Below are 23,521 nucleotides of genomic sequence, written 5' to 3' on the forward strand. Positions count from 1 at the left end.
TACTGGCAGATATGTAAAACACACATCTGATCAGCTATCGAACTTAGAGCCACCCAAGCATTTTGGTGACTCTGGCGTCTGACCTTCTTTGTCCGAAAACTCTTCTGGTGTATAGGCATGAATGGCCAAAGCGTGAATATGGTTTTGTAATTCATCTTTTAGCACTTCATTGATCTTTCGGTGACGTTGCAGCAACCTCTGGCCGATAAATTGTTCGCTTACAACAATGACTTTAAAATGAGACTCTTCGCCACGGCTGTGCATATGGCTTTCATTGATAACGTTCAGATGCTTGCACGCAACGGCTTCAGCTATTTTGTCATAAATCTGTGATTGCATTGACATTATACTTTGTCTCCTTGAGCAATTCGTGACGCTACTATACGCCGTTCAGCGCGTATTTCCAACACTTCGAAAAGTAAGATTAATACGCCCCTGAGTCACCTTGGCCTGCTTTGGCAAAGCATGTTGATAGTCGCGCTGACTATCACCTTGCATTACCAATAGGCTGCCAGTTTCCAATAAAATGTCGGTTACAGAGTGGCTTACTTTGTGGCGTATTTTAAATTTGCGGGTCGCGCCAAGCGACAGTGAAGCGATTGTGGGCGTCAAACCAAGTTCGGGTTCATCATCACTGTGCCAGCCCATACTGTCTTGACCATCACGATAAAAATTAGCCAATACCGCATTAAAAGGAATATTAAATCTGCGTTCTAGCGTTTGTCTCATCCCAAGCAATACCGAAGGCCAAGGAGCATTTTCAAGTCGCTTTCCAGAATAACTGTAATGCACGTCAGGGTCGGCAATAAATCGTTCAAGTCGAGGCGTTTGATGGGTCTTACCAAATAAGGTGATGGTATTTTGCTGCCACGCAAGGCTATTCAGTAGTACATTATATAGCGCTAGACTTTTATCGAAGCTAATAGCCTGTGCTTGATAGCTAAAACCGCACGGCAAGTTCCGTGCTTTGTCTACTGCTCTCATGTTAAACTACCCGCTGCTTTTATTTATAGAACATTCACATGACGACTGATGCAATTCTAGCCGGAAACCCTTTTACGCTACATAGGTTTCCACTCGATCAAAAAAATCGTAGCTTACAAGCTTGGGATTCAGCCGACGAATACCTGTTAGATTATGTCTTTGAACATCACCGCGATGCAAATCGTATTCTCATTCTCAACGATAGTTTTGGCGCATTATGCTGTGCACTTGCTGACAAGCACTGTACGGTAGTGACCGACTCTTATGTAAGTACCCTCGCCTATGAGTATAATTTAGAGGCCAACGAACTTGCGGACGCTAAGGTTGATGTACTCACTAGCATGGATGAGCTGCCAAAAGATATCGATCTGATATTAATAAAAATTCCCAAAAATTCAGGGCTATTGCAATCGCAACTTGCACAATTAAGTAAACTGACTACAGACATTCCCGTAATTGCGGCTGGCAAAGCAAAAGAAATTCACACCTCAACATTAAAAAGCTTTAGCCACTTTTTGACGGAGCCAACGACTAGCTTAGCGGTAAAAAAATCGCGTTTAGTGTTCAGCAAGACGTCAGCCAAAGCCATTGATAGTAAATTCCCTGTGTCTTGGCCGCTGGAAAAAACCGATTTTGCCTTGTCGAATGAAGCAAATGTCTTCTCACGAGATTCTCTTGATATTGGCGCACGTTTTTTTATCAATTACCTTCCTATGGGGAAAAAACCATTGAAGGTCATTGATCTCGGCTGTGGTAACGGTGTTATTGGATTGATGACGCTCGCAAAAATGCCAAATGCCACCGTCACCTTTATCGACGAGTCCGCGATGGCAGTGCATAGCGCGGAGCAAAATATCGTCAATAACCTACCCGAGCGTGTTGCTGATTGTCAGTTCGTACAAAACGACTGCCTTACGGGTTTTGAAAATTACGGTGCGGATCTGATACTGTGTAACCCGCCATTCCATCAGGCCAATGCAATCACCGATCACATCGCTTGGCAGATGTTTTTACAAGCTAAGGCAGCGCTTCGCCATGGGGGAGAGTTAAGAATTATCGGTAACCGCCACTTGGAATATGACGACAAACTCAAGCGCTTATTCGGTAACAGCAAGACACTAGGCAACAACAAAAAATTCACTGTTTTAAGTGCAATAAAAAGGAGCTAACTTCATGCGTTTTTCATTGCTGATTATTCTGCTAACCTTGATACTCGTGGGCTGTGAAAGCTCACCACGCAGTGTCATTCTTCATCCGGAATATCAAGGTCCTTCGTCAAACGCGCTTGCCGCCAACGTGGCGGTACAAGTAAACGACCTACGGACTACAAAATACACCATTCGCGTGAAGAACCAAGAACCCGCACTTTACGTACCTGATGCTAATTTACCGGTTAACTTCAATCAGGTATTAACGCAAGCACTCACTGCACATGGCGCGCAAATAACACCGGTTGCAGCAACGCAAGTCACTGTGGATATCAATCGCTTTAAAGCCATTATTGAGGAGTCTTTCTCGACTCACCAAAGTGATGCTGAAGCTGACGTCACCGTACTTATAAAGCAAGGCACTCGCAGTTTCAAAAAGCAATATAAAGGTAGCGCTAATTTAAATGGTCCACTAAAACACGACCAAGCTAAAATCGAAGAACAGCTCAACAATCTAGCTCAACAGGTTGTTACTCGAATCATTCAAGATCCTGAATTTATTCAATTTGTGAGAGGAAGTTAATGAAAAAAATAATTCTAAGCTTAACCATCCTATTATTAAGTATGAATGTATTTGCCGAAATGAACGGTAAATTTGTACAAAAGAATAACCTATTCCCTCGAGTTCAAATCAATACTAGTAAAGGGCCTATTATTGTCGAACTAGACAGATCGAGAGCGCCTATAACAGTAAATAACTTTTTAACTTACGTTATTAACAAAGATTATAACGGCTCTGTCTTTCATCGAGTTGAGCGTGATGAAGCCAACGAAAAAGACTTTGTTATCCAAGGTGGAGGTTACGACAAAGAGTACGATGGTATGTTTGAGCGCGAAGCTATCTTCAATGAAAGCGGTAATGGCTTGAAAAATGATATGTATACTATTGCCATGGCCTACCAAGACAACAAACCACACTCAGGTACTAGGCAGTTTTTCTTTAATATGGATGACAACGATCACTTGAACCCGGGTAGAGGCTGGGGTTTTGCCGTATTCGGGAACGTCTCTGAAGGTTATGAAACACTGGACGCAATTATGAAGGTGGAAACCGGCTACAATGAAAAACTTGGCTATACCTTTATACCTAAAGAGCCCGTCATTATTCTTTCAGTTGAAGTATTAAAGCAGCCAGAGTAATTACCTTTTATGTTGATATCATCTAGCTTTTCGCAATATCTCGGTTATTACAAAGACAAACGTCTATTAACTGTCTTTGCTTTTGGAATAAGTAGCGGTTTTCCTTGGGTATTGATTGGCTCTGTGATGTCAGCTTGGCTTAAAGATGAAGGGTTAAGCCGTAGCACCATTGGCCTATTTGGCCTAGTATATGGTGCCTATACAATCAACTTTTTGTGGTCCCCACTCGTTGACCGAATAAAAATCCCCCTGCTGTACAATCGCTTAGGGCAACGACGAAGTTGGATAGCAGGTTGTCAGTTTATTATTATTATTGCCACCTTTGCATTAGCCACTATTTCAATTAAAGACCATCTTTCACATGCCGCATTATTGTGCTTTATTATTGCGTTATTTTCAGCTACCCAAGATATTGCAATAGATGCTTATCGCATCGACATTTTACCAGAAGACGAAAGTGAAAAGGCAACGGCAGCGGCAGCGATGGCGACTTCAGGTTGGTGGTCTGGCTATGCCTTACTTGGTGCAATTCCATTCTTTATGGCTGATTTACCTGGCTTTAGTTGGCCCATTATCTATCAGATGCTAAGCGTCATCGTAGTGTGTTTATTAGTTGTCACTTTGTTGGCAAAAGAACCAAAATCTCATCGGGAGCAAGTACAAGCACAGCTACAGAAGAGTTACGAGCATAAACTTAACCACAGCGCATCATCAAATGCTTCTAAAAAGATCTATGCCTGGCTTGCTGTGACTCTGGTTGAACCCTTTAAGCGATTTTTTGAAAAGAATGGGGTTAAAACTGCATGTGCACTACTCGCCTTTATTTTCCTATTTAAGATAGGAGAAGCTTTCTTAGCCCGTATGTCCATCGTATTTTATAAAGAAGTGGGGTTTTCAAACACCCAAATTGGGCAATATTCTAAGCTTGGTACCGGTGTGATCACTATCGTATTTGCTTTTCTTGGCAGTATCTTTAACCATAAATACGGTATCGTAAAGGGCTTATTTATTAGCGGCGTTGCTATGGCCGCATCAAATTTAATGTTCTCTTGGATTGCAATTGCAGGACCTAAAGAACACCTTTACGCACTGGCAATTGTAGTGGATGGCTTTACCCAAGCTTGGTCACTAGTAGCGATGGTAGCATTTATTTCTATGCTCTGTGATAGAGCGTTTAGCGCAACCCACTATGCCTTACTTGCATCACTTGGCAGTTTAGGCCGTACTGTGCTGTCAGGCTATAGTGGTTTTGTGATAGATGATTTGCTTGGAGGTAATTGGGCACTCTTCTTCGCGCTAACTGCGCTTATGGTGCTTCCGTCGTTATTGTTTTTATATTTAATTCGGCACAAGCTTTATGCTATTGAAAAGGCGTATCATGCTAACAAAGACTAGAGGTGCAGGTCCTTGCACCTTTTACGTTATTGCTAACTAAACGCTTATTGATCTTCTTTGATTAGCTGTAAGCCCTCATAAGGATCAACTTCTAACGCTTCGCAGTAACGTAAAAACTCAATGACATCCAATCGACGCTCTTGGTTTTCAATTTTACCGATGAATGAATGAGGCGTACCTAGCACCTGCGCAAGACTACGCATTGTGTGACCTTTCTCGTGGCGTTTCGATTTTAGCCACTTCGTTAGTTTGCCGTTTTCTTCAGAAGAAACCGTTTTACCCATCATAATTAAACATCTCCTACTAGATGAAAGACTAAATTATCTAAATGAAATATGCCCGTCTCATTTAGTTATTCTCTAAATATTACAGTTGTAGCTTATCGAAGAACTCTACAATGCAAGATGTTAAGCTTGTATGAACTCAGCATTTTGTCTTTAGAACTCGATCAAGCCTACAGTTTACCCCGAATGCGGTACAACTTACCAGCTAGCTGCGATAAATTGTGCCAAACCAGTAACACGTAGACAAAATGTTAACTTGTCCCTATGTACCCAATTAGGTATAGACTAAAACACGCGTAACACCTAATTAATTTTTACTTTTTATTAATTCATTAAGGGTTGTAATATCCAGTAACACTTTAACAAATTTTTTAAAAAATGTACCAGTATTTGAAATAAATTATTTTTCTTTAAAAAATAAAAACTTACAGCTAACATTTACTAAGTGGTTAAAAAAGAGGCTATTACTAGATGATTCGATTACTGTTTTTACTGCCAATTCTATTGTGCTTAGGCTGGGTTTACTTCCTTCGTTCAAACGGCGTGCCGCTTAAGCAAGGGAAAAAAGGCTTTATCTACATCTTAGTATTTTCATCTTTTGTTTTAGGTTTTTTTGTCTTAATGATGTATCTAACAGGTAGTTTGTGAAAAATAAAGCAAATTGAGTTTTGATGGGCAGAAACAAAAAGAGCCATGACAAAAGCATGACTCTTTAGCTTAGCAGAACGTAGTGCGAATAATGTCTAGACGCTGAAACTTGCACCACAGCCACAAGTGGTTGTTGCATTGGGATTATTCACAAAGAAACGTGCGCCCTCAAGCCCTTCGGTATAATCTACGATACCGTCAATTAGATACTGAATACTCATTGGATCGACAACCATAGTGACACCGTTTTTTACGATTTCCAAATCACCTGGATTTACTTTTTCATCGAAAGTGAAACCATATTGAAAGCCTGAGCAACCGCCACCCGTTACATACACGCGTAGCTTAAGATTGGCATTCTCTTCTTCTTCAATAAGTTCCTTTACGCGGCTTGCAGCAGCGTCAGAAAACTGAATTGGTAATTGTTCAGACATAGATTTAGACCCCTAATCCTGTAATCTGCAAATTATCTAATACCTGAGTATTTTAATCAAGTATAGCGTTTGTACCAGTCACATTTGTTAAGCTACCTCTTTTTAAAGAAAAAGAGAGCCCCATTGATTACACCGCAAAATTTTTCTATTTTTTCCCATCGAGAAACTTTTAACTCTATGTGCTGCAAACTTATGCGCCCATATTGATATAAATTGGTAATAGCACGTTTAACCAAGGAAAATATGACTATTGCCTTAGTTAAGTTGCGTTGACACAAGGACTTAGTATAAAAAATTTGATATTCTTAAACGGTTTACTATTGTGGAATGACGTTCATGTCGTTGGATACATTAAGACGAAGCCTTGCAAAACCTAAAACTTCAGCACAACTGTGCCTACTTGGTGCCGGTGCAGGCCTGCTTGCAGCGATACTTATCATTGCTTTTCGTCTTACTATTGAATTAATCCAAGGCACATTTCTCGATAAACCAGATGACTTTACTGAGCTTTCTGAGCTACATCGACTATTTTTGCCTGTCCTTGCCGCGCTACTCATCGCTGTCTTTGCTGCTTTGACAGGGTTTAAGCACTACCGTTTGGGCATTCCATATGTGATCAATCGGATCAAACACCACTACGGTCATATGCCAATTTGGAATTCTGCCAACCAGTTTTTTGGTGGTGCTGTTGCTTTGATCAGTGGTTTCTCTGTTGGTCGGGAAGGACCATCTGTACACATGGGGGCTACAGCTGCAAGCGTTCTATCAGAGCGTTTACATCTACCACTCAATGCTGCGCGAACTTTGGCCGGATGCGGTGTAGCTGCAGGTATTGCCGCCTCATTTAATACCCCACTCGCGGCAGTGATATTCGTCATGGAAGTCGTGCTCCGGGAGTATAAAATCCACATTTTCGTTCCCGTGATGTTGGCTTCAGTGATCGGTGCGATGAGCACGCAATATGTGTTTGGTAACAGTTCCGAGCTGGCACTCATTCATATCACCCCGTTGAGTTTTTGGCATTACCCTTATTTAATTATTTGTGGTGCAGCATTAGGGGCGGTTGCTTTTGCCTTTAATCAAAATCTAATGCTGATCATCAAAACTTTTAAGCCCATCAGTATGTTTCCTCGTCTTCTATTAGCGGGTTTAATTGCGGGATTAATTGGCTATGCCGTACCAGGGGCCATGGGCTCAGGTATGAGCGCTATCACCCAAGCAGTTGAATCTCCGCATAATTTACAACTACTTACCACAATTTTGATTGCCAAGCTGATGGCAACTTTATTTGCGATTGGACTTGGTATTCCCGGTGGTATTATTGGTCCAGTGATTGGGCTTGGGGTTATCATGGGCACCTTAATGTCTTTCTTTGCCCAGTTTATAGAACCAAGCGTTGATGTTGCAGGAACTTATGGTGTACTCGGTATGGCAGGCTTACTTGCTGCGACTTTGCACGCCCCGCTTGCTGCGCTTACTGCGGTGATGGAGCTGACTTCAAACCCAAAAATAATCGTTCCAGCTATGCTGGTGATCACCACCGCTTACGTTACGGCTTTACAGGCGTTTGGCAATCGCTCCATTTTTATTCAACAACTGGACTTTCAAGGACTACCTTACCAAGTATCGCCCGCAAAAGAGGCATTGCAGAAAGTGGGGATAGTGGCTGAGATGGATGAGAATTTTAAACTGCTCTATTCCGACGACAAAGAGCAAATAAAAGAAACCCTATCCGCGGTTGATAGCCAAACACCGCTTATTGTTTATGACGAACAAAGCGGCTACCGCTTAGCCGAATACGATTTGAACTTAATCTCCGAGGGCAGCGTATCGGTCTCTTATATCGAGCTGCAAGGATTAAGCACACAAGCGACCTTAGCAGATGCTTTTGATGTGCTAAAAGATAAACGTTCAGGCGCGGTGTATATATACAATCAAAAGGATGATAAACAAATACTTGGATTATTGCGATGGGACCAAATTCGTCACATACTCACCACCAGAAACAGTTTACTCTAGCCTAAAAAGTGGAATTTCTAATGAGCTTATTGCTAACGTATAAAGCCTTACATATCTTTTTTATGATTGCCTGGTTTGCAGGGATTTTTTATCTGCCACGTCTCTTTGTATATCACGCGATGACTGAAGAAAAATCTTGCAGCTCAATGCTCAAAATCATGGAGCGCCGCCTACTCTATTTTGTAACCCCATTTGCTATTCTCACCGCTGTGTTTGGAGTCTTAACGATTACAGAATACGGACGCGAATGGTTTAAGCACAGTATGTGGCTGCACTACAAGCTGACTTTAGTGATTTTACTTTATATTTATCATGGCTATTGCTTTAAATTGCTTGCCGATTTCAAACATGATCGCAATCGTAAAAGTGACAAGTTCTATCGTTTTTTCAACGAATTTCCCGTGCTAATCCTATTAGCCATTGTCTTTCTTGCCGTTTTAAAACCTGCACTGTAACCGTGCATTATTGGGGGTACTTGGGTATAATATGCGCCCAAGTAACCGCCCACAATCTGCGTGTTATCTGGTTGGGTAAGCGACCTGCAACCCGGTAGTCAATTTGTCTTTAGGAATCGCCAAATGTTCAGTTTCCAAGGTGAAAACATTCTTTCTGTCAATCAATTAGACAGAGATTCTATTGAACACATCTTCTCCATTGCCAAAAAAATGGAACCCTATGCTAAAAAGCAAAAACGTACCCAAGTACTCAATGGGGCGATTTTGGCAAATCTATTCTTTGAACCAAGTACGAGAACACGCGTAAGTTTCGGCACCGCATTTAACCTGCTCGGCGGCCTAGTCCGTGAAACCACAGGTATGCAAAGCTCAGCACTGACAAAAGGCGAATCTTTATATGATACCGCCCGTGTGATTTCCGCTTATGCTGACGCGGTGGCAATGCGCCACCCAGATGCAGGTTCAGTAGCCGAGTTTGCAACCGGTTCCGATGTTCCTGTCATAAACGGGGGCGATGGCCCTAATGAGCACCCTACCCAAGCTCTGTTGGACTTACTGACAATTGACCGAGAGCTTAGCCGCTTTGGTACTGGAATTGATAACATGCACATCGCCCTAGTCGGGGATTTAAAATACGGCCGCACCGTGCATTCTTTATCAAAGTTACTTAGCCACTACAAAGATATCCACTTTACAATGGTTGCACCGGATGGCTTACAAATGCCTCAGTCAATTTTAGATGTCGTAGACAATGCCGGTCACCGTATCGAAGTCGTGTCTAAGATGGAAGGCAATTTAGCTGCCGATATCGTTTACCAGACCCGTATTCAAGAAGAGCGTTTCCCTTCTCAAGAAGAAGCAAACAAATACCGTGGTGGTTTTAGGATCAGCCAAGCGATTTATGACGCTCACTGTAAACCTAGCTCAGTATTAATGCACCCATTACCTCGCGACAGCCGTAGCGATGCAAACGAGCTAGACAACGACCTAAATAACAACGACAACCTAGCTATCTTCCGCCAAGTTCAAAATGGTGTATTGATCCGTATGGCACTTTTTGCCCTAACGCTAGGTGTTGAAAACCAAGTGGAAAAACACGAGGTAGAAGTACCTTGGTTTAGCCGCAAACGTGAAAGCTAAAAAGGATCGACAATGACAATCAGTCAAGACTTATTCAAACGCGCCCAAGACTCAATCCCTGGAGGCGTTAACTCTCCTGTTCGCGCTTTTAATGGTGTAGGTGGTACGCCACTATTTATCACCAAAGCCGAAGGCGTTCACACCTTTGATGCCGATGGTAAACAGTACATTGATTATGTGGGTTCTTGGGGCCCGATGATCTTAGGTCATAACCATCCTGAGATTAAACAAGCAGTGCTTGAAGCGGTTGAAAATGGCCTATCGTACGGCGCGCCGACGGAAACTGAAATCCTAATGGCGGAAAAAGTAAAAGCGCTAGTACCATCTATTGAAAAAGTACGCATGGTAAGCTCTGGTACAGAAGCGACCATGAGCGCTATTCGCCTTGCTCGTGGTTACACCGGCCGCGATAAAATCTTAAAGTTTGAAGGCTGCTACCATGGTCACGCTGACTCTTTGCTTGTTAAAGCAGGCTCAGGAGCTCTAACCATGGGCGTGCCTAACTCACCGGGTATTCCTGCCGATTTTGCCAAGCATACGCTAACGGTTTCATTTAATAATCTTGATGAAGTAAAAGCGATTTTTGAGCAGTACAAAGATCAAATCGCCTGTGTGATCATCGAGCCAGTTGCTGGAAACATGAACTGTATTCCACCGGTAGAAGGCTTTTTAGAAGGCCTGCGCGAAGTATGTACTAACAATCAAAGTGTGCTTATCTTTGATGAAGTCATGACAGGCTTTCGTGTTGCACTTGGTGGTGCTCAACAATACTACAACATCACCCCAGACTTGACCTGTTTAGGTAAAGTGATTGGTGGCGGTATGCCAGTGGGTGCGTTTGGTGGTAAAAAAGAGATCATGGATTACATCGCACCTGTTGGTCCCGTTTATCAAGCAGGTACGCTATCTGGTAATCCAATTGCTATGGCTGCCGGTTTAAAAGCGCTAGAGCTGCTTTCAAAAGAAAGGCTACACGCAGAGCTTGAAGCTAAGAGTAAGGCCCTGTGTGAAGGCTTCCAAGCGGCTGCTGATGAAGCAGGTATCGCACTTACGACTAACTACGCAGGTGGTATGTTTGGCTTCTTCTTTACTGACGCTAAGAAAGTAACCAGCTATCAACAAGCAACTGAATGTGACCTAGAGCGCTTCAAAAAGTTCTTCCATCTGATGCTAGATGAAGGCGTTTATTTGGCCCCATCTGCATTCGAAGCGGGTTTCGTGAGCACAATGCATTCTGACAAAGAAATTGCTAACACTATTAATGCTGCAAAGCGTGCATTTGCCAAGTTGTAATCACTGATTGTAACCCACATTAGTTTGTATTTAAAAAGCCCGTTCAGGGCTTTTTTTGTTTTTTCAGCTACGCTTTGAATAAGCTTTTCAAAAGCTTCGGTCTAGTTAACCAAGGCGTACTTAATTAATAACGCTGTGCTAAGTTAAAACTATCATACAGAGGAAGTGATGGCTGGATTTAATACACTAATTAATCCTGCAACCCGTTTGATGGCGCGGTTGCGATACAAAACCAAAATGGCCGTTGTATTTGGTATTTTATTACTACCGCTAAGCCTCAGCTTGTTTTTTCTAAACAGTGTACTTAACCATTCTATTTCTGTCAGTGAGATGCAAAGGCAAGGGCTCACGCTTTACCCTAGTATGTTGGAAAACATTTTAGCGGGTAAAGCTTCCGATAATTCAATTTTATTGCAACGCGCTAAGTTACCCAAAGTGAGCGCCGCAGGTGCAAGCGCCCTTGAGCAGCTCTCAATTGCCTCTCAACTTGCCGTCGATGATGATCTTGGACGCAGTTACCTGAATCGCACACTTGTTGAGTCTGCGCCAAGACTTATATCGCAAATCAATGCAATTGAAGCGCAAGCAAGCGATATCATCAGTAGAGGCAGTTTTACTCCAGATAGTTTTATTGCGCTGTCCAATTTAAACAAAGGATTGCCAGGCGTCACGACACTATTTTCAGGCAAGCTTAACATTGCTATCAATGATAATCAGCGACTCAAAAAGCAGCTTAGTCAGCCCTTAGCTGAGCTTGAGTCTAGCCTCTCTGATTACCAGCAAGCGGTGAAAACAGGTTTGTTAGACCCTGATGAACTGGCACTCTCACAAGCGCAATTTAACCGTTACTACCAAAGTGCAAGTGATGCTATCAAGCAGTTTGTTAATGTTGCAACACCCACGCTTGCCGGGCTTGTCGCCGAAAAACAAAACCAGCAACGGTGGATCAGAAACACCGTTGCCATGGCTTCGCTACTCTCACTGATCATCGCTATTTATCTTATGGTTGGCTTTTACTTGTCGGTCATGGGCACCATCACGACTTTCTCACATGCCGCGCAGGCCGCCTCTCGAGGGGATTTAAGCATCAAAGCGCAGGCAACTGGCTCTGACGAGCTTAGCCAAATTATTGAACAATTTAATGCGGTACTACATGCCTTTATCTCTTTACTTGGTAGCGTTCGATTAAGTAGTGACGAGCTACAGCAAGCAACAAAAACACTCAATAAGATAAGCCAAGATACTGAGAAGGACGTCGCCCAGCAAGAGAATAAAATCCAGTCTATTCACCACTCACTCGAGAATATGGCACAATCCGCTCGCTCGGTTGAGGATGCCGCATTTAACGCCACAGAGCTGGCCTCCGTAGCAGCCAAACAAGTAAAGCAAAGTAGTGTCAATACCACAGCCCTAGCAGAACAAATGACCGAGCTACAAACTGAGTTTCAACAAAGTCGTGCGGCCTTAGATAAGCTCGCAGAAGACACGCAAAACATTAGTCAGGTGAGTTCCGCGATTAGAGAAATTGCCGAGCAAACCAATTTACTCGCGCTCAATGCCGCAATTGAGGCTGCTCGTGCAGGTGAACAGGGCCGAGGGTTTGCAGTAGTAGCGGATGAAGTTAGAACGCTTGCGCAAAGAACGCAGCAACAAACAGAGGAAATACACAATATTATTCAATCTTTACAAGCTGCATCCAGAGACACGCAAGACAAAATGCGCAGCAGTGAAGACAATATGGCACAAAGCGTTATCGCCGCGAATGATACTAATGAAGTCCTACAGCACGCCGAGCAAAGCATGCGAGACATAGACGAGCAAGGGAAACTGATAAGTCAGCTGGTACAACAACAAACTCAAGCAACAGAGCAGGCTTTAAATGAATCCTCTGAGATTAACGAGCTTGCTCAACACACATTGAGTTCAGCACGAGAAACTCAAGCTAATGCGTTCTTACTTACCGATACTGCAGCCGTTATGGAGGAAAATATAACTAAGTACAAAACGGAATAAAAAAGGGAAGCTAAGCTTCCCCTATAACATGGTATTAAGTATTAAAACTTAAATGTCGCACTCAAGCGAATCTTACGAGGCTCTTGGAAGTACTTAGGTAACAGGTAGTCTGGATCTGGATCACCACGATACCCTTCGAAATTATCACCTTCATCAGGTACTGTTTTTCTAATTTCAGAAACTTCATTATACTTGGTCGGTTTATCGTTATTAAACACGTTGAACACGTCCGCTCTGAATGTCAGATCGTGATCATAAACAGTCGTGTTATATTGTAAGCTCAAGTCTAGACTCCAAGTGTTAGGGGTAGTCCCTAAAGAGCCACGAGGTACGAGCTCGCCACCGCGATAAAATGACTCTGCATCGTAGTAAGATGCGAATACATCTGTCGGGTGATATCCATAAGCCCCATATGGACGACCCGTCTGCCATAAGAAGTTTGAACCTAACAGAATATTTTCTGTGATTTCGTAAGCAAACTGAGCTTTGATCTGATGACGTCTGTCATTAGGCAAGTTGCCTTTTGCACCATCAGTCAAGCCTGGTTGGTCAAAGTTGGTTGTTGCACCCGCATCATCTTGCTCGTTATCTGAGCGTACGAAACCTTCATTATTACCCCAGCTATGCGCCCAAGTATACGTTAGATCTAACATCCAACCATCGCCCCAAGCTTTGCTAAGGTTGATGTCAACTGCCCCATATTGACGCTCTGACTCTGGATAACCTAGGTATGAAGCTGGAATAGTATACTCTTGATTTGCTAGCGGTCCATCACCATCAGGGTCAGTCGCAAAGGTTACATCTGAACCAGGGTTGGTTAGCACATAGTAATGGAAACCATCACACACTGTACAACCACTGCCAAACTCAGCTTTTAAATAGTCGTCAAAGCCTTTGTCAACCGCAATGTCCTCAAGCGAGCTACCAAGATTACGGTAAGTCCCTTTAACACCTAAGCTCCAATCATCATCAAGCATCATCTGAAAACCTAAAATAAATTCATCTTGATACATAGGATCTAGGTCTTGATTAACGGTTTCAGCGGTGTTTTTCAAAGTACCATCTGCTAGTACCAATAAGCCACCTGTCGCTTCACCTAAAATTGGCTCTTTAGAAATATCATCGGCGATACCAAGTACTTCAAATTGCTGGCGAGTATAAAGCTCATCACCTGCCATACGAACGTTTGTATTCGTTGCAACCGGTAAGAAATAGCGGCCAAAATTAGCAAATACTTTAAACTCACCTTCCCCGTATGGGTCCCAACTTAAACCAACTCGAGGAGCCCATTGGTCGCTCACATCAATAAACTTTTCACCTGCTTTATTATAGTTTTCAAAGGTTTCGTTTCTTAAGCCTAAAGTAACAGTTAGATCGTCAGTGACAGTCCACGTATCAGTAATATAATAGGCTGAACTATTGGTTTCAAAATCACCGATATTGCGGTATATCTCTTTACGTACTGACGTACACGATGAAGGGTCTCCTGCACGTACAGCGTCCATATCCGCACAGCCTTCGTAACGATATGAAGCACCGCCAGCACGCTGTGTCTGGTTAACCGCCTCTAACTCTTCTCTATCAATACCAAAACGTAGAGTATGATTATCCGTCACATACCAATCAAAATCTAAGCGGTAAGCTGTTCGTTTATCTTCTTCCAAGCTAGGTGTACTTAGTGCCCAATCACCCAGATCAGTACTAGAGAAGCGCTCGTATACACGTGGATACTCACCAAAAGGTGAACTACCTGCGTTAACGTTACTGTAGTTTGCTTCATTTACACCATACATTGCGCTCATTGTGAATGTATCAGTCAAAATACCTGTATATTTGAATGAGTAAGTTTTACCACCACGCTTTTGAGTGTAGTCTCCTCGACGAGAAGTCGTTTTGTGCGCTTTTGAATCCCAGTTATATTTCACACTATCAAGATCACTTGAGCTATCCCACCCAGTAAACTCAATAATGTGATCATCTGTAATGTAATAATCTAATTTAAGAGCAAGGAACAAATCGCCTGATTCACGAACGTATTTTGTTGACTCCTCTGCGTAATCAGAATCACGTTCGTTATAATTAGCAAGGCCAAAGAAGAAAAGTTTATCTTCTATCAACGCACCACCAGCGTACAGTGTATATTCGTTTTTACCTACTTTTCGTTCTTCTTGGTCACGGTGATAAATATCCGTACCATAAAGAGCTTCACCTTCCGCCGAACGATAAGCCTGAGGACTAGTCTCGCGCAGTGAGCTTGGCTCTAAAACTACCCCGCCACCGTACTCAAAAGTATTGCTACCGCGACGTGTTGTGGCATTAATTACACCACCCGTTGAGCGACCAAACTCGGCAGAGTAACCACCTGTTTTCACCTCAAAGCTATCGTAAAAGTCAAACGGAACATCTGCACCACCTAGACCATTACGGAAGTTTGTGACATTCATACCGTTAACATAGTAGCTGTTTTCACCTACTGATGACCCACCAAACGAAGCGATATTACCGAATGATTCATCACCTTTTGTCGTGCCTGGTGCTAACATTGCAACTGAGGCAATATCTCGCGAAACAGGAACTCGAGCAAGGAACTCTTGGTCGACAATAGTCACCGCTTCACTGGATGCCACATCTATCGAACTAATGCGAGATCCTACAACCTCAATCACTTCAGTACCATTGCTAGAAGTAACAGAGAGTGGAATATTTGTACGTGTACCCACTCTAACATTTACATCTGTTTGCTGGTGTAATATTTGGCCATTCTTTTTAACGGTCACATCATAGGTACCCGCTGGCAACAACGGGAATCGGTAACTACCGTTATTACCTGTAGTAACTACACGCTGCAGTCCAGTATCTTTATTAAGTATCTCAATAGTAACGCCTGATACTGATTCTCCCGCAGTGTTCTCTACAACACCGTATAGAAACCCTGAAGATGTAGCGTCGGCTGCGATCGCGGTACCTGAAACCAAGGCACCAACTACAGCCAAAGAAAGGATATTTCTTTGAAATGTCTTCATTATTATATTTCCTTTGAACATTGTAATTGTTATATGTTCAGTTTCTGTTCCCTGAACGGAAATATACTATGACAAACAAGAGAATAATTAAAGATTAGTTTACAAAAATACTTTCAAGTTCCTAAATTACTAACAACCTGGTCTGGGTTCAAACATACTCTCTCTAATAGGTAGCTGTAATACAGGACCACAACTCGGAGGCGACTGCTTACCCGTTTTCGGATTGATAAAGGCCCAGCGAATGGACTTTGGACGCTCATCAACAATCGCTTGTGGATTCAGCGGCTTGAGATACCGAATATAAAGTTCAAGCGCTCCTTGACTGCCCGTTAATCCCGTTGGCTTATTATCATCACGGCCAATCCAAGCCACGGTGACCGTATTTTGGTCAAAACCTGCAAACCAGCTATCTCTTAAATCATTACTAGTCCCCGTTTTCCCTGCAAGTTGAATTGAGGGGAAGTGAAGGTTAAGACGTTTAGCAGTGCCTTTTTTAGTTACACGCTTCATGCCATATTTCGTCATGTATACCGCATCGCTGTCTAGCGTTTGGTTTTTTTGCACGGGATGTTCGTATACCAGCTTACCCAGTGAATCGGTGATCGCCATGACACTAGTCAACTCGCTCTGCTTACCATCTGCAGCAAGTGTGGTGTACGCCTGTGCAACATCAAAACTGGATAACTCTAACGCGCCCAACAATAAAGAAGGATAAAGTGGAATCGACTTAGAAACACCAAGGTCATTCAAAGTTTGCGCGACTCGATTCACACCCACATCCAAGCCAAGGTTTACTGCTGGAATATTGATACTATTGCTGAACGCTTCAAACATTGGTACTTGGCCTCTGAATTTATGATCAAAGTTCTCTGGAGACCAAACTTTACCTGAACCGTCAGTCACTTCGAGTGGACTGTCATCAAGTAGCATACCCAAATGGTAGTTTGGATTCGACAAAGCGCTCAAATAAATAGCGGGTTTAACCAGTGAACCTATATTGCGCTCGGTGTCTAATACCCGATTAAAACCTGAAAACTTCAACTGGCGACCAGCAACTAACGCCGATACGCCCGCTTTTTCAACATTAACTGACAGCATCGCGGTTTCTAGCTCTTCCGTTTTGAAACGGCGCTCTAAGTAAGGTAAGCCCTTTTTAACAGCATCTTCCATCGCCGTTTGCTTTTGTAAATCTAGGTAAGTAAAAATCCGAATTCCAGAGTCGACAATGTCATCATCAGGCACCAGTTTCTTTAACTCGCGATTCACCAACTCCAAATATCCAGGATAAGACTGCATACGGCTCGCTTTTAAAGGCTGTACATCAATCGGCCTAGAGAGCGCCGCGCGATACTCAGGGGTTGTGATGAGGCCATTTTCCACCATCAACCTTAAGACTAAATCGCGCCTTTCCATTACCCGCTCAGGATATCGTCTTGGGTTATAAAAAGACGGTCCTTTAACCATTGCAACTAACATAGCGACTTGGTCAAACTCAAGCTCGTCCACTGGTTTACCAAAATAAAAATCGGCCGCAAGCCCCATACCATGAACGCCTTGATTATAGGCTTGTCCCAAAAACACTTCGTTTAAATAGGCTTCAAGGATTTCATCTTTGCTATAACGGAAATCTAAAATCAATGCGATGAATGCTTCATTCACCTTGCGGATTAAGGTGCGATCTCTGGTGAGATAAAAGTTCTTTGCGAGCTGTTGCGTAAGCGTACTGCCACCTTGCACAGTTCGCCCCGCTTTGATGTTGGCATACAGCGCACGCAAAATAGACAGCGCAGAAACACCATGATGTTCGTAAAAGTCTCGATCTTCTACCACCAGCAGTGTTTCTTTTAAAATATTAGGGAATTTATCGAACGGAACAAACTCTCGGTCTTGGCGCGATTCATTGCCGATCCGAGCAATCTGCACCGGCTCTAAGCGAGCGCCGGCTAAGCGCCGACCTTGATTATCAACAATATTGGCAAGCTTTTTACCAGCAAAATTAAGCGTAAAAATACGCGCCACTTCTGGGCCATCGTAGAATTCGAACGCGCGACGATGGATGGTGATTGTGCGACCTTGAACGATATATTGACCGGTACGGCTGATACGATTTACACGAGAATAGTTAAGCCGCTTCAGCTCCCACAGCACTTCATCCTCATTAAGGAATTGATCGGGGAAAAACTGCATCGATCTGGCATAAACCTGAACGGGAAGTTCCCACTTATTGCCCTCAAACTGCCGGCTTATTTTGGCGTCTAAGTAGATGATATAGATTGCAACAAGGAATATCGCCGCAATAGTCCCTTTCCAAAAGAAAGACCACAACGTGCTCAGTACACGGCTTTTAACTCTTTGCATCTTAGAACCGTTTTGCTGGGTATTGTTTTTACGCGAAGTGTTCGCTTTGACGTTTGATTTGTTGGCAGGTTTTCGTTTCTTTTTATCCGTCATGACCCAAGTAAAACTAAAAAATGAATCGCAAGATGGTAGGGTAACCTAAATTAACAACTGCTGAAAGTAGAATAATATATATAAAGAAAAGTGAGCCCTGTTGGACTCACTTTGTTTAGACAACGAGAACTTTACAATATTGACTGAGAGCCAAATTGGTATTATTGTCCGCGAACTGTCACGAACTCGGGATAGGCATCTACGCCGCAATCATGTTGATCCATACCGCTTAGTTCTTCTTCTTCGCCAACGCGGATCCCCATGCTCGCTTTCAATACACTCCAGACAATATAAGAAGCAATGAAAACAAAACCTAAAATAGTGATAAGTCCCACAGCCTGACCTTGGAAAGTAGCGTCTGAGTTTGAAAATGGCACCATCATCACACCTAGCGCACCACATATACCGTGAACAGAGATAGCACCGACAGGATCATCAATTTTTGCCTTATCTAGTGCAACGATACTAAACACCACCAATGCACCGCCTATGGCACCGAGAATAAGCGCTAATACAGGTGTTGGAGAGGCAGGCTCAGCGGTAATAGTCACCAGACCTGCTAGCGCACCATTAAGTACCATAGTTAAATCCGCCTTGCCCCACATTAATTTACACACCAACAGTGCAGCAACCGCACCTGCCGCCGCCGCCGCATTGGTATTTAGCATGATTTGGCTGACCGCGATGGCATTTTCTTTGTCGGCAAGGAACAGTTGAGAGCCACCGTTAAAGCCAAACCATCCCATCCACAAAATAAAGGTGCCTAGTGTAGCCAGTGGCATGTTGGAACCAGGAATTGGGTAAATCTCACCATTTTTGCCATATTTTCCTTTGCGCGCACCAAGTAACAGAACACCCGCTAGTGCCGCAGCAGCACCGGCACCATGCACAATGGCTGAACCGGCAAAGTCAACAAAGCCAAGCTCAGATAAGAAACCACCGCCCCACGTCCAATAGCCTTCTAACGGGTAGATAAAACCAGTTAACACCACACAAAATGCTAAAAACGCCCACAATTTCATACGCTCGGCAACAGCGCCAGAGACAATTGACATAGCCGTTGCAACAAATACCACTTGGAAGAAAAAGTCGGATTGCAGTGCATGGTCGGCATCATCAGCTGCACTGCCAATGAGCGCACCGAGACTTGGTAAAACCCCACCTTCGGCATTATCGACATACATGATGTTGTAACCAATAAGCAGATACATAGTACAAGCAATGGCGTACAGTGCGACGTTCTTGGTAAGGATTTCAGTGGTATTTTTTGAGCGTACTAATCCCGCTTCAAGCATAGCGAATCCGGCAGCCATCCACATAACTAAGACACCAGAGATCAAAAAGTAAAAGGTATTTAATGAAAATTTTAGTTCTATTATTGTATTTTCCATTGTTCGGCTCCCCTTAAATGGCTTCTTCATCAAGTTCGCCGGTACGGATCCGAACAACTTGGTCTAAGTCGTAAACAAAGATTTTTCCGTCACCAATTTTTCCAGTGAACGCAGCCTTTGTAACCGTTTCCACAACGCGCTCGGCGTTTTCGCTTAATGTCGCAATTTCTATTTTTATTTTTGGAATGAAATCGACTTGATATTCTGCACCGCGATACAGTTCGGTATGACCGCGCTGACGTCCAAACCCTTTAACGTCAACAACCGTCATACCTTCAATCCCTAGATCGGCTAACGCTTCACGTACCTCATCAAGCTTAAATGGTTTTATTATTGCACTTATCATTTTCATGCTGAGTCCCCTTAGGACAGTTGATCCTGTTGTATGCAGTAATCCAACCTTTATGCCAAATTTTTTATTCCTTAATTAACAATGAATTAAAGTGAGAGGTGGAATTTCACGCATAAAAAATGCACCATCTAGGTGCATTGATATTAAGTCTGAACTGAATTGGTGCATAAACACCCAAATAACGAAAAGCTAATGCGCGATAACGCAATTTCGTTGTTTGTCCTTCGCTTTGTAGAGCGCCTTATCTGCCTTGCGCATTACTTCGCTTAAACTCTTTGATTGGCAAGCCGCGAGGCCAATACTGATGGTGCAATAATGCTTACCCTCAGGAATTTTGAATGCTTGCTGTGCAAGGCGCTCTCTAAAGTCTTCTAGCATGTGCTTTGCCATCTTCATATCTGAGCTTGGAATAAGCAAAGCAAACTCTTCCCCACCGATACGTGCGACAATGTAGTGACCAAATGCACTACGCAGTAAATCAGCAACTTGTTTAAGTACATCATCACCGCTTTCATGGCCATATTGATCATTAATAGACTTAAAGTGATCGAGGTCTAACAATGCCAATATATGCTGGCTCGGTTTGTTCTTGATTAAACGCTCTGCTTGCTGACAAAAATAGCGGCGGTTATAAAGCCCTGTTAAATAGTCTCGATGCGCATATTCTTTGATTTCTGCGATCAAATTGAGCTGTTCCATCGTCTGCATGATACGACAATGAAACTCTTCACTCATAAAAGGTTTTGCCAAAAAGTCATTGGCGCCGTATTTGATAAACTTTGCTGACAAACCATGACTTCCTGCGCCAGACAGACCAATAATCGCCAACTCATCTCGTCCACGACTATTACGAACGGATTTTACCAACTCAAAGCCATCCATCGTCGGCATCGCAAAGTCCGTCAGCAGTAGCTTAATTTCATGGTCAGATAGCAACATCTCCAATGCCTGTTCGCCATCTTGCGCCTCAAGCACTGTAAATAATTGCTTTTCAAGCATCTGCTTCATTACCGCTCGACTAATCACAGAATCATCGGCGATCAGCGCCTTGCAACCTTGGTTTCTCAATAGTCTAGATGCTAACTTGACCGCGTATAGGTATGAATCGCGGTTATCTTTAATCACATAATCCACCACACCCATTTCAAGCATTTGCTGGCGGCTATATTCATCTATTTTTGAGGTCAACACCACGGTGGGTATTTTGTGGCTAAGCGTGAGCTGCACGACCTCTGCGTCCATCGCATCGGGCAGCGTTAAATCTACCAGCGCCAATGTATATTGGTGCTGTGCTAAGAAGTCCTTACTTTCCTTGAGGGACCAAGCAAAATCGATTTCGACATCTAGATGCTGAGCAGCAAGGTGTCGCAATACCTGTTGTACGACTTTACTGTCTTCAACAATTAAAATTCTTTGCATGGATTGAGATCTCTTAAGTACAACGAGAAGCGCAGTGAAACAAGAATTTAATGAGGCTAAATACTTTATTACTACATAATTAAGTATTAAATATACGCGAATCTTGCACTAAAAAAAACCAAATCGGCTCAAATTCGTTACTTTTCGATAAACGAGGTTACAACAGCCTATTTTTCAAACCTGCCGTTTTTTTTGTTGAGTTTGTCTCAACGGCTTTGAATTTCAGATGAAATACTTCTTTAATGCAGACATACCTAATGCAATATCGAGGAAGCAATGAAAAAACTACTACCACTATTGCTCGTGAGTTGTGCCCTACTCTCAGCACCAAGCATAGCTGAAGAGCACAACCGCGCAATTGAGATAGATCATAAAATAACAACTGAGCATCGAGCCGAAATAAAAGGTGAACGTATTAACTACACCGCGACAACAGGCACGCAGCCGGTGTGGAATGAAAACGGCGACGCAGTTGCAACGTTGCATTACACCTACTACAAGCGCACAAAAATCAAAGATATGAGCAAACGTCCGCTGCTGATCTCATTTAACGGTGGTCCGGGCTCTGCTTCCGTGTGGATGCACATTGCCTATACAGGCCCAAGAGTATTAAAAATTGATGACGAAGGATATCCACTGCAACCTTACGGCTTGAAAGACAACCCATATTCAGTGCTAGATGTTGCCGATATTGTTTATGTAAACCCAGTCAACACAGGTTATTCTCGCGTACTCAAAAATGCTGAAGGTAAATATCCGAGTAAAGCCGAACAAACAAAGATGTTTTTTGGCGTCAACGCGGACGTGAAGTACTTAGCCGAATGGCTCAATACATTTATTCATCGCAATGAGCGTATGCTTTCTCCTAAGTACCTGATTGGTGAGAGCTACGGCACGACTCGAGTGTCAGGTCTTGCGCACGCGATGCAAAACAATCAGTGGCTTTATCTCAATGGCGTGGTGTTGGTATCTCCTACAGAAATCGGCATTAAACGAGAAGGTCCGGTTGAAGTGGCAAACCGTTTACCGTATTACGCTGCCGCCGCTTGGTACCACAAAGCGCTGTCTTCTGAATTGCAAAATAAAGATTTACTCGAAGTACTTGCAGAGGTTGAACAATATACGGTTGATCAGTATCTTCCCGCACTCGCCAAAGGCGCATTTATCAGTGCCCAAGAAAAGCAAAGTGTGACACAGGCCGTTGCTAAATATAGTGGCTTAAGCGAGCGCTTTGTAGCTCGAAACAACCTAGATATTCCTACTACGGCATTTTGGAAAGAGCTATTGCGTGAGCGTGGCTATACCCTAGGTCGGTTGGACTCACGCTATCTTGGTATTGATAAAAGAGACGCTGGTTCTCGCCCTGATTATTGGCCTGAGCTGACCTCTTGGTTGCACTCATTTACGCCAGCGATTAATCATTACTTCGCTACAGAACTCAACTATAAAACCGATGTAAAATATAATATGTTTGGTTCAGTTCACCCTTGGGATAGCAGCGATAATAATGTCGGTGAACAATTACGATTAGCGATGGCACAAAACCCTTACCTAAACGTGATGATCCAGTCTGGCTACTACGATGGCGCAACGAATTACTTTGATGCCAAGTACAATATGTGGCAACTCGATCCGAGCGGAAAAATGCGTGATCGCTTAAGCTTTAAAGGTTATCGCTCCGGACACATGATGTACCTGCGCCATGAAGATTTACAAAAATCGAACGAAGATCTCCGCGACTTTATCTTAAAAACAACACCCAAAGCAGATCAGTCAGCGCTTTACTAAATTCCCAACCCATTGTGGCCGCGCAAGCGGTCACTTATCTTAATGCTCACCGGGTTGTAAAAATTTCCTTTTATCCTTCTACAG

At 43.2% G+C, this 23,521-nt stretch carries 19 protein-coding genes; 10 read left to right on the forward strand and 9 right to left on the reverse strand.

Features of this window, described 5'->3' with window-relative positions:
• Nucleotides 1-30 precede the first annotated feature (30 nt).
• Nucleotides 31-345 carry a BolA family protein gene (locus ABMY45_RS11755; protein ID WP_010372214.1) on the reverse strand — a complete coding sequence of 105 codons (315 nt, stop codon included), beginning with the start codon at nt 343-345 and terminating at the stop codon, nt 31-33.
• A 45-nt stretch (nt 346-390) separates the two neighbouring features.
• Complete coding sequence (locus ABMY45_RS11760; RefSeq protein ID WP_010606095.1) at nt 391-984, reverse strand: alpha-ketoglutarate-dependent dioxygenase AlkB; 594 nt, start codon at nt 982-984, stop codon at nt 391-393.
• A 38-nt stretch (nt 985-1,022) separates the two neighbouring features.
• On the opposite strand from ABMY45_RS11760, the gene ABMY45_RS11765 reads away from it, so the two are divergent.
• Genes ABMY45_RS11765 through ABMY45_RS11780 form a run of 4 tightly spaced genes read left to right on the forward strand, consistent with a single transcriptional unit; the run spans nt 1,023 to nt 4,727 of the window.
• Nucleotides 1,023-2,153, forward strand: coding sequence for a methyltransferase (locus tag ABMY45_RS11765; RefSeq protein ID WP_010606094.1), 1,131 nt, complete (start codon nt 1,023-1,025; stop codon nt 2,151-2,153).
• Between the two features lie 4 nt (nt 2,154-2,157).
• The gene (locus ABMY45_RS11770; RefSeq protein WP_010606093.1) at nt 2,158-2,715 is read left to right on the forward strand and encodes a YajG family lipoprotein; all 558 of its coding nucleotides are present in this window, start codon (nt 2,158-2,160) and stop codon (nt 2,713-2,715) included.
• Nucleotides 2,715-3,332, forward strand: coding sequence for a peptidylprolyl isomerase (locus ABMY45_RS11775; protein ID WP_010606092.1), 618 nt, complete (start codon nt 2,715-2,717; stop codon nt 3,330-3,332). Before ABMY45_RS11770 ends, ABMY45_RS11775 begins: the two co-directional genes overlap by 1 nt.
• Nucleotides 3,333-3,341: 9 nt before the next feature.
• A complete protein-coding gene (locus ABMY45_RS11780) occupies nt 3,342-4,727 on the forward strand; it encodes an MFS transporter (RefSeq protein WP_010606091.1) in 1,386 nt (461 codons plus the stop codon).
• A 44-nt stretch (nt 4,728-4,771) separates the two neighbouring features.
• Here the strand turns inward: ABMY45_RS11780 and ABMY45_RS11785 are convergent, their stop codons facing one another.
• Nucleotides 4,772-5,014, reverse strand: coding sequence for a helix-turn-helix transcriptional regulator (locus ABMY45_RS11785; RefSeq protein ID WP_017216404.1), 243 nt, complete (start codon nt 5,012-5,014; stop codon nt 4,772-4,774).
• Between the two features lie 740 nt (nt 5,015-5,754).
• Entirely contained in the window at nt 5,755-6,093 is a 339-nt protein-coding gene (gene erpA, locus ABMY45_RS11790; RefSeq protein ID WP_010372235.1) for an iron-sulfur cluster insertion protein ErpA, read from the reverse strand.
• Between the two features lie 336 nt (nt 6,094-6,429).
• Here erpA and ABMY45_RS11795 point away from each other — a divergent pair, with 336 nt between their 5' ends.
• The 5 genes from ABMY45_RS11795 to ABMY45_RS11815 all read left to right on the forward strand — a co-directional run bounded on the left by ABMY45_RS11795 (nt 6,430) and on the right by ABMY45_RS11815 (nt 13,013).
• On the forward strand, nt 6,430-8,112 hold the full coding sequence (locus tag ABMY45_RS11795; RefSeq protein WP_010606088.1) for a chloride channel protein: 1,683 nt from the start codon (nt 6,430-6,432) through the stop codon (nt 8,110-8,112).
• Nucleotides 8,113-8,132: 20 nt separating this feature from the next.
• Nucleotides 8,133-8,567 carry a CopD family protein gene (locus tag ABMY45_RS11800; protein WP_010606087.1) on the forward strand — a complete coding sequence of 145 codons (435 nt, stop codon included), beginning with the start codon at nt 8,133-8,135 and terminating at the stop codon, nt 8,565-8,567.
• Between the two features lie 123 nt (nt 8,568-8,690).
• Nucleotides 8,691-9,707 carry an aspartate carbamoyltransferase gene (locus ABMY45_RS11805; RefSeq protein ID WP_010606086.1) on the forward strand — a complete coding sequence of 339 codons (1,017 nt, stop codon included), beginning with the start codon at nt 8,691-8,693 and terminating at the stop codon, nt 9,705-9,707.
• 12 nt (nt 9,708-9,719) lie between these two features.
• Entirely contained in the window at nt 9,720-11,000 is a 1,281-nt protein-coding gene (gene hemL, locus ABMY45_RS11810) for a glutamate-1-semialdehyde 2,1-aminomutase (protein WP_010606085.1), read from the forward strand.
• A 168-nt stretch (nt 11,001-11,168) separates the two neighbouring features.
• On the forward strand, nt 11,169-13,013 hold the full coding sequence (locus ABMY45_RS11815) for a methyl-accepting chemotaxis protein (RefSeq protein WP_227386911.1): 1,845 nt from the start codon (nt 11,169-11,171) through the stop codon (nt 13,011-13,013).
• 41 nt (nt 13,014-13,054) lie between these two features.
• Here ABMY45_RS11815 and ABMY45_RS11820 read toward each other — a convergent pair whose 3' ends face one another.
• From ABMY45_RS11820 to ABMY45_RS11840, 5 genes are all read right to left on the reverse strand, one after another.
• Complete coding sequence (locus ABMY45_RS11820) at nt 13,055-16,036, reverse strand: TonB-dependent receptor (protein WP_174169839.1); 2,982 nt, start codon at nt 16,034-16,036, stop codon at nt 13,055-13,057.
• 129 nt (nt 16,037-16,165) lie between these two features.
• Nucleotides 16,166-18,487 carry a penicillin-binding protein 1B gene (gene mrcB, locus ABMY45_RS11825; RefSeq protein ID WP_206472230.1) on the reverse strand — a complete coding sequence of 774 codons (2,322 nt, stop codon included), beginning with the start codon at nt 18,485-18,487 and terminating at the stop codon, nt 16,166-16,168.
• Nucleotides 18,488-18,648: 161 nt separating this feature from the next.
• Nucleotides 18,649-19,878: an ammonium transporter gene (locus ABMY45_RS11830; RefSeq protein ID WP_010606081.1), complete on the reverse strand. Its 1,230-nt coding sequence runs from the start codon at nt 19,876-19,878 to the stop codon at nt 18,649-18,651.
• 13 nt (nt 19,879-19,891) lie between these two features.
• Nucleotides 19,892-20,230 (reverse strand): P-II family nitrogen regulator, encoded by a 339-nt coding sequence (locus tag ABMY45_RS11835; protein WP_010372259.1) that lies wholly within the window; start codon nt 20,228-20,230, stop codon nt 19,892-19,894.
• A gap of 189 nt (nt 20,231-20,419) precedes the next feature.
• The gene (locus ABMY45_RS11840; RefSeq protein ID WP_010372263.1) at nt 20,420-21,649 is read right to left on the reverse strand and encodes a diguanylate cyclase; all 1,230 of its coding nucleotides are present in this window, start codon (nt 21,647-21,649) and stop codon (nt 20,420-20,422) included.
• Nucleotides 21,650-21,925: 276 nt separating this feature from the next.
• On the opposite strand from ABMY45_RS11840, the gene ABMY45_RS11845 reads away from it, so the two are divergent.
• Nucleotides 21,926-23,437 (forward strand): carboxypeptidase, encoded by a 1,512-nt coding sequence (locus ABMY45_RS11845; RefSeq protein ID WP_349288914.1) that lies wholly within the window; start codon nt 21,926-21,928, stop codon nt 23,435-23,437.
• Nucleotides 23,438-23,521 lie beyond the last annotated feature (84 nt).

Origin of the sequence: Pseudoalteromonas sp. XMcav11-Q (genome assembly GCF_040104525.1) — a bacterium.
GTDB lineage: Bacteria > Pseudomonadota > Gammaproteobacteria > Enterobacterales > Alteromonadaceae > Pseudoalteromonas.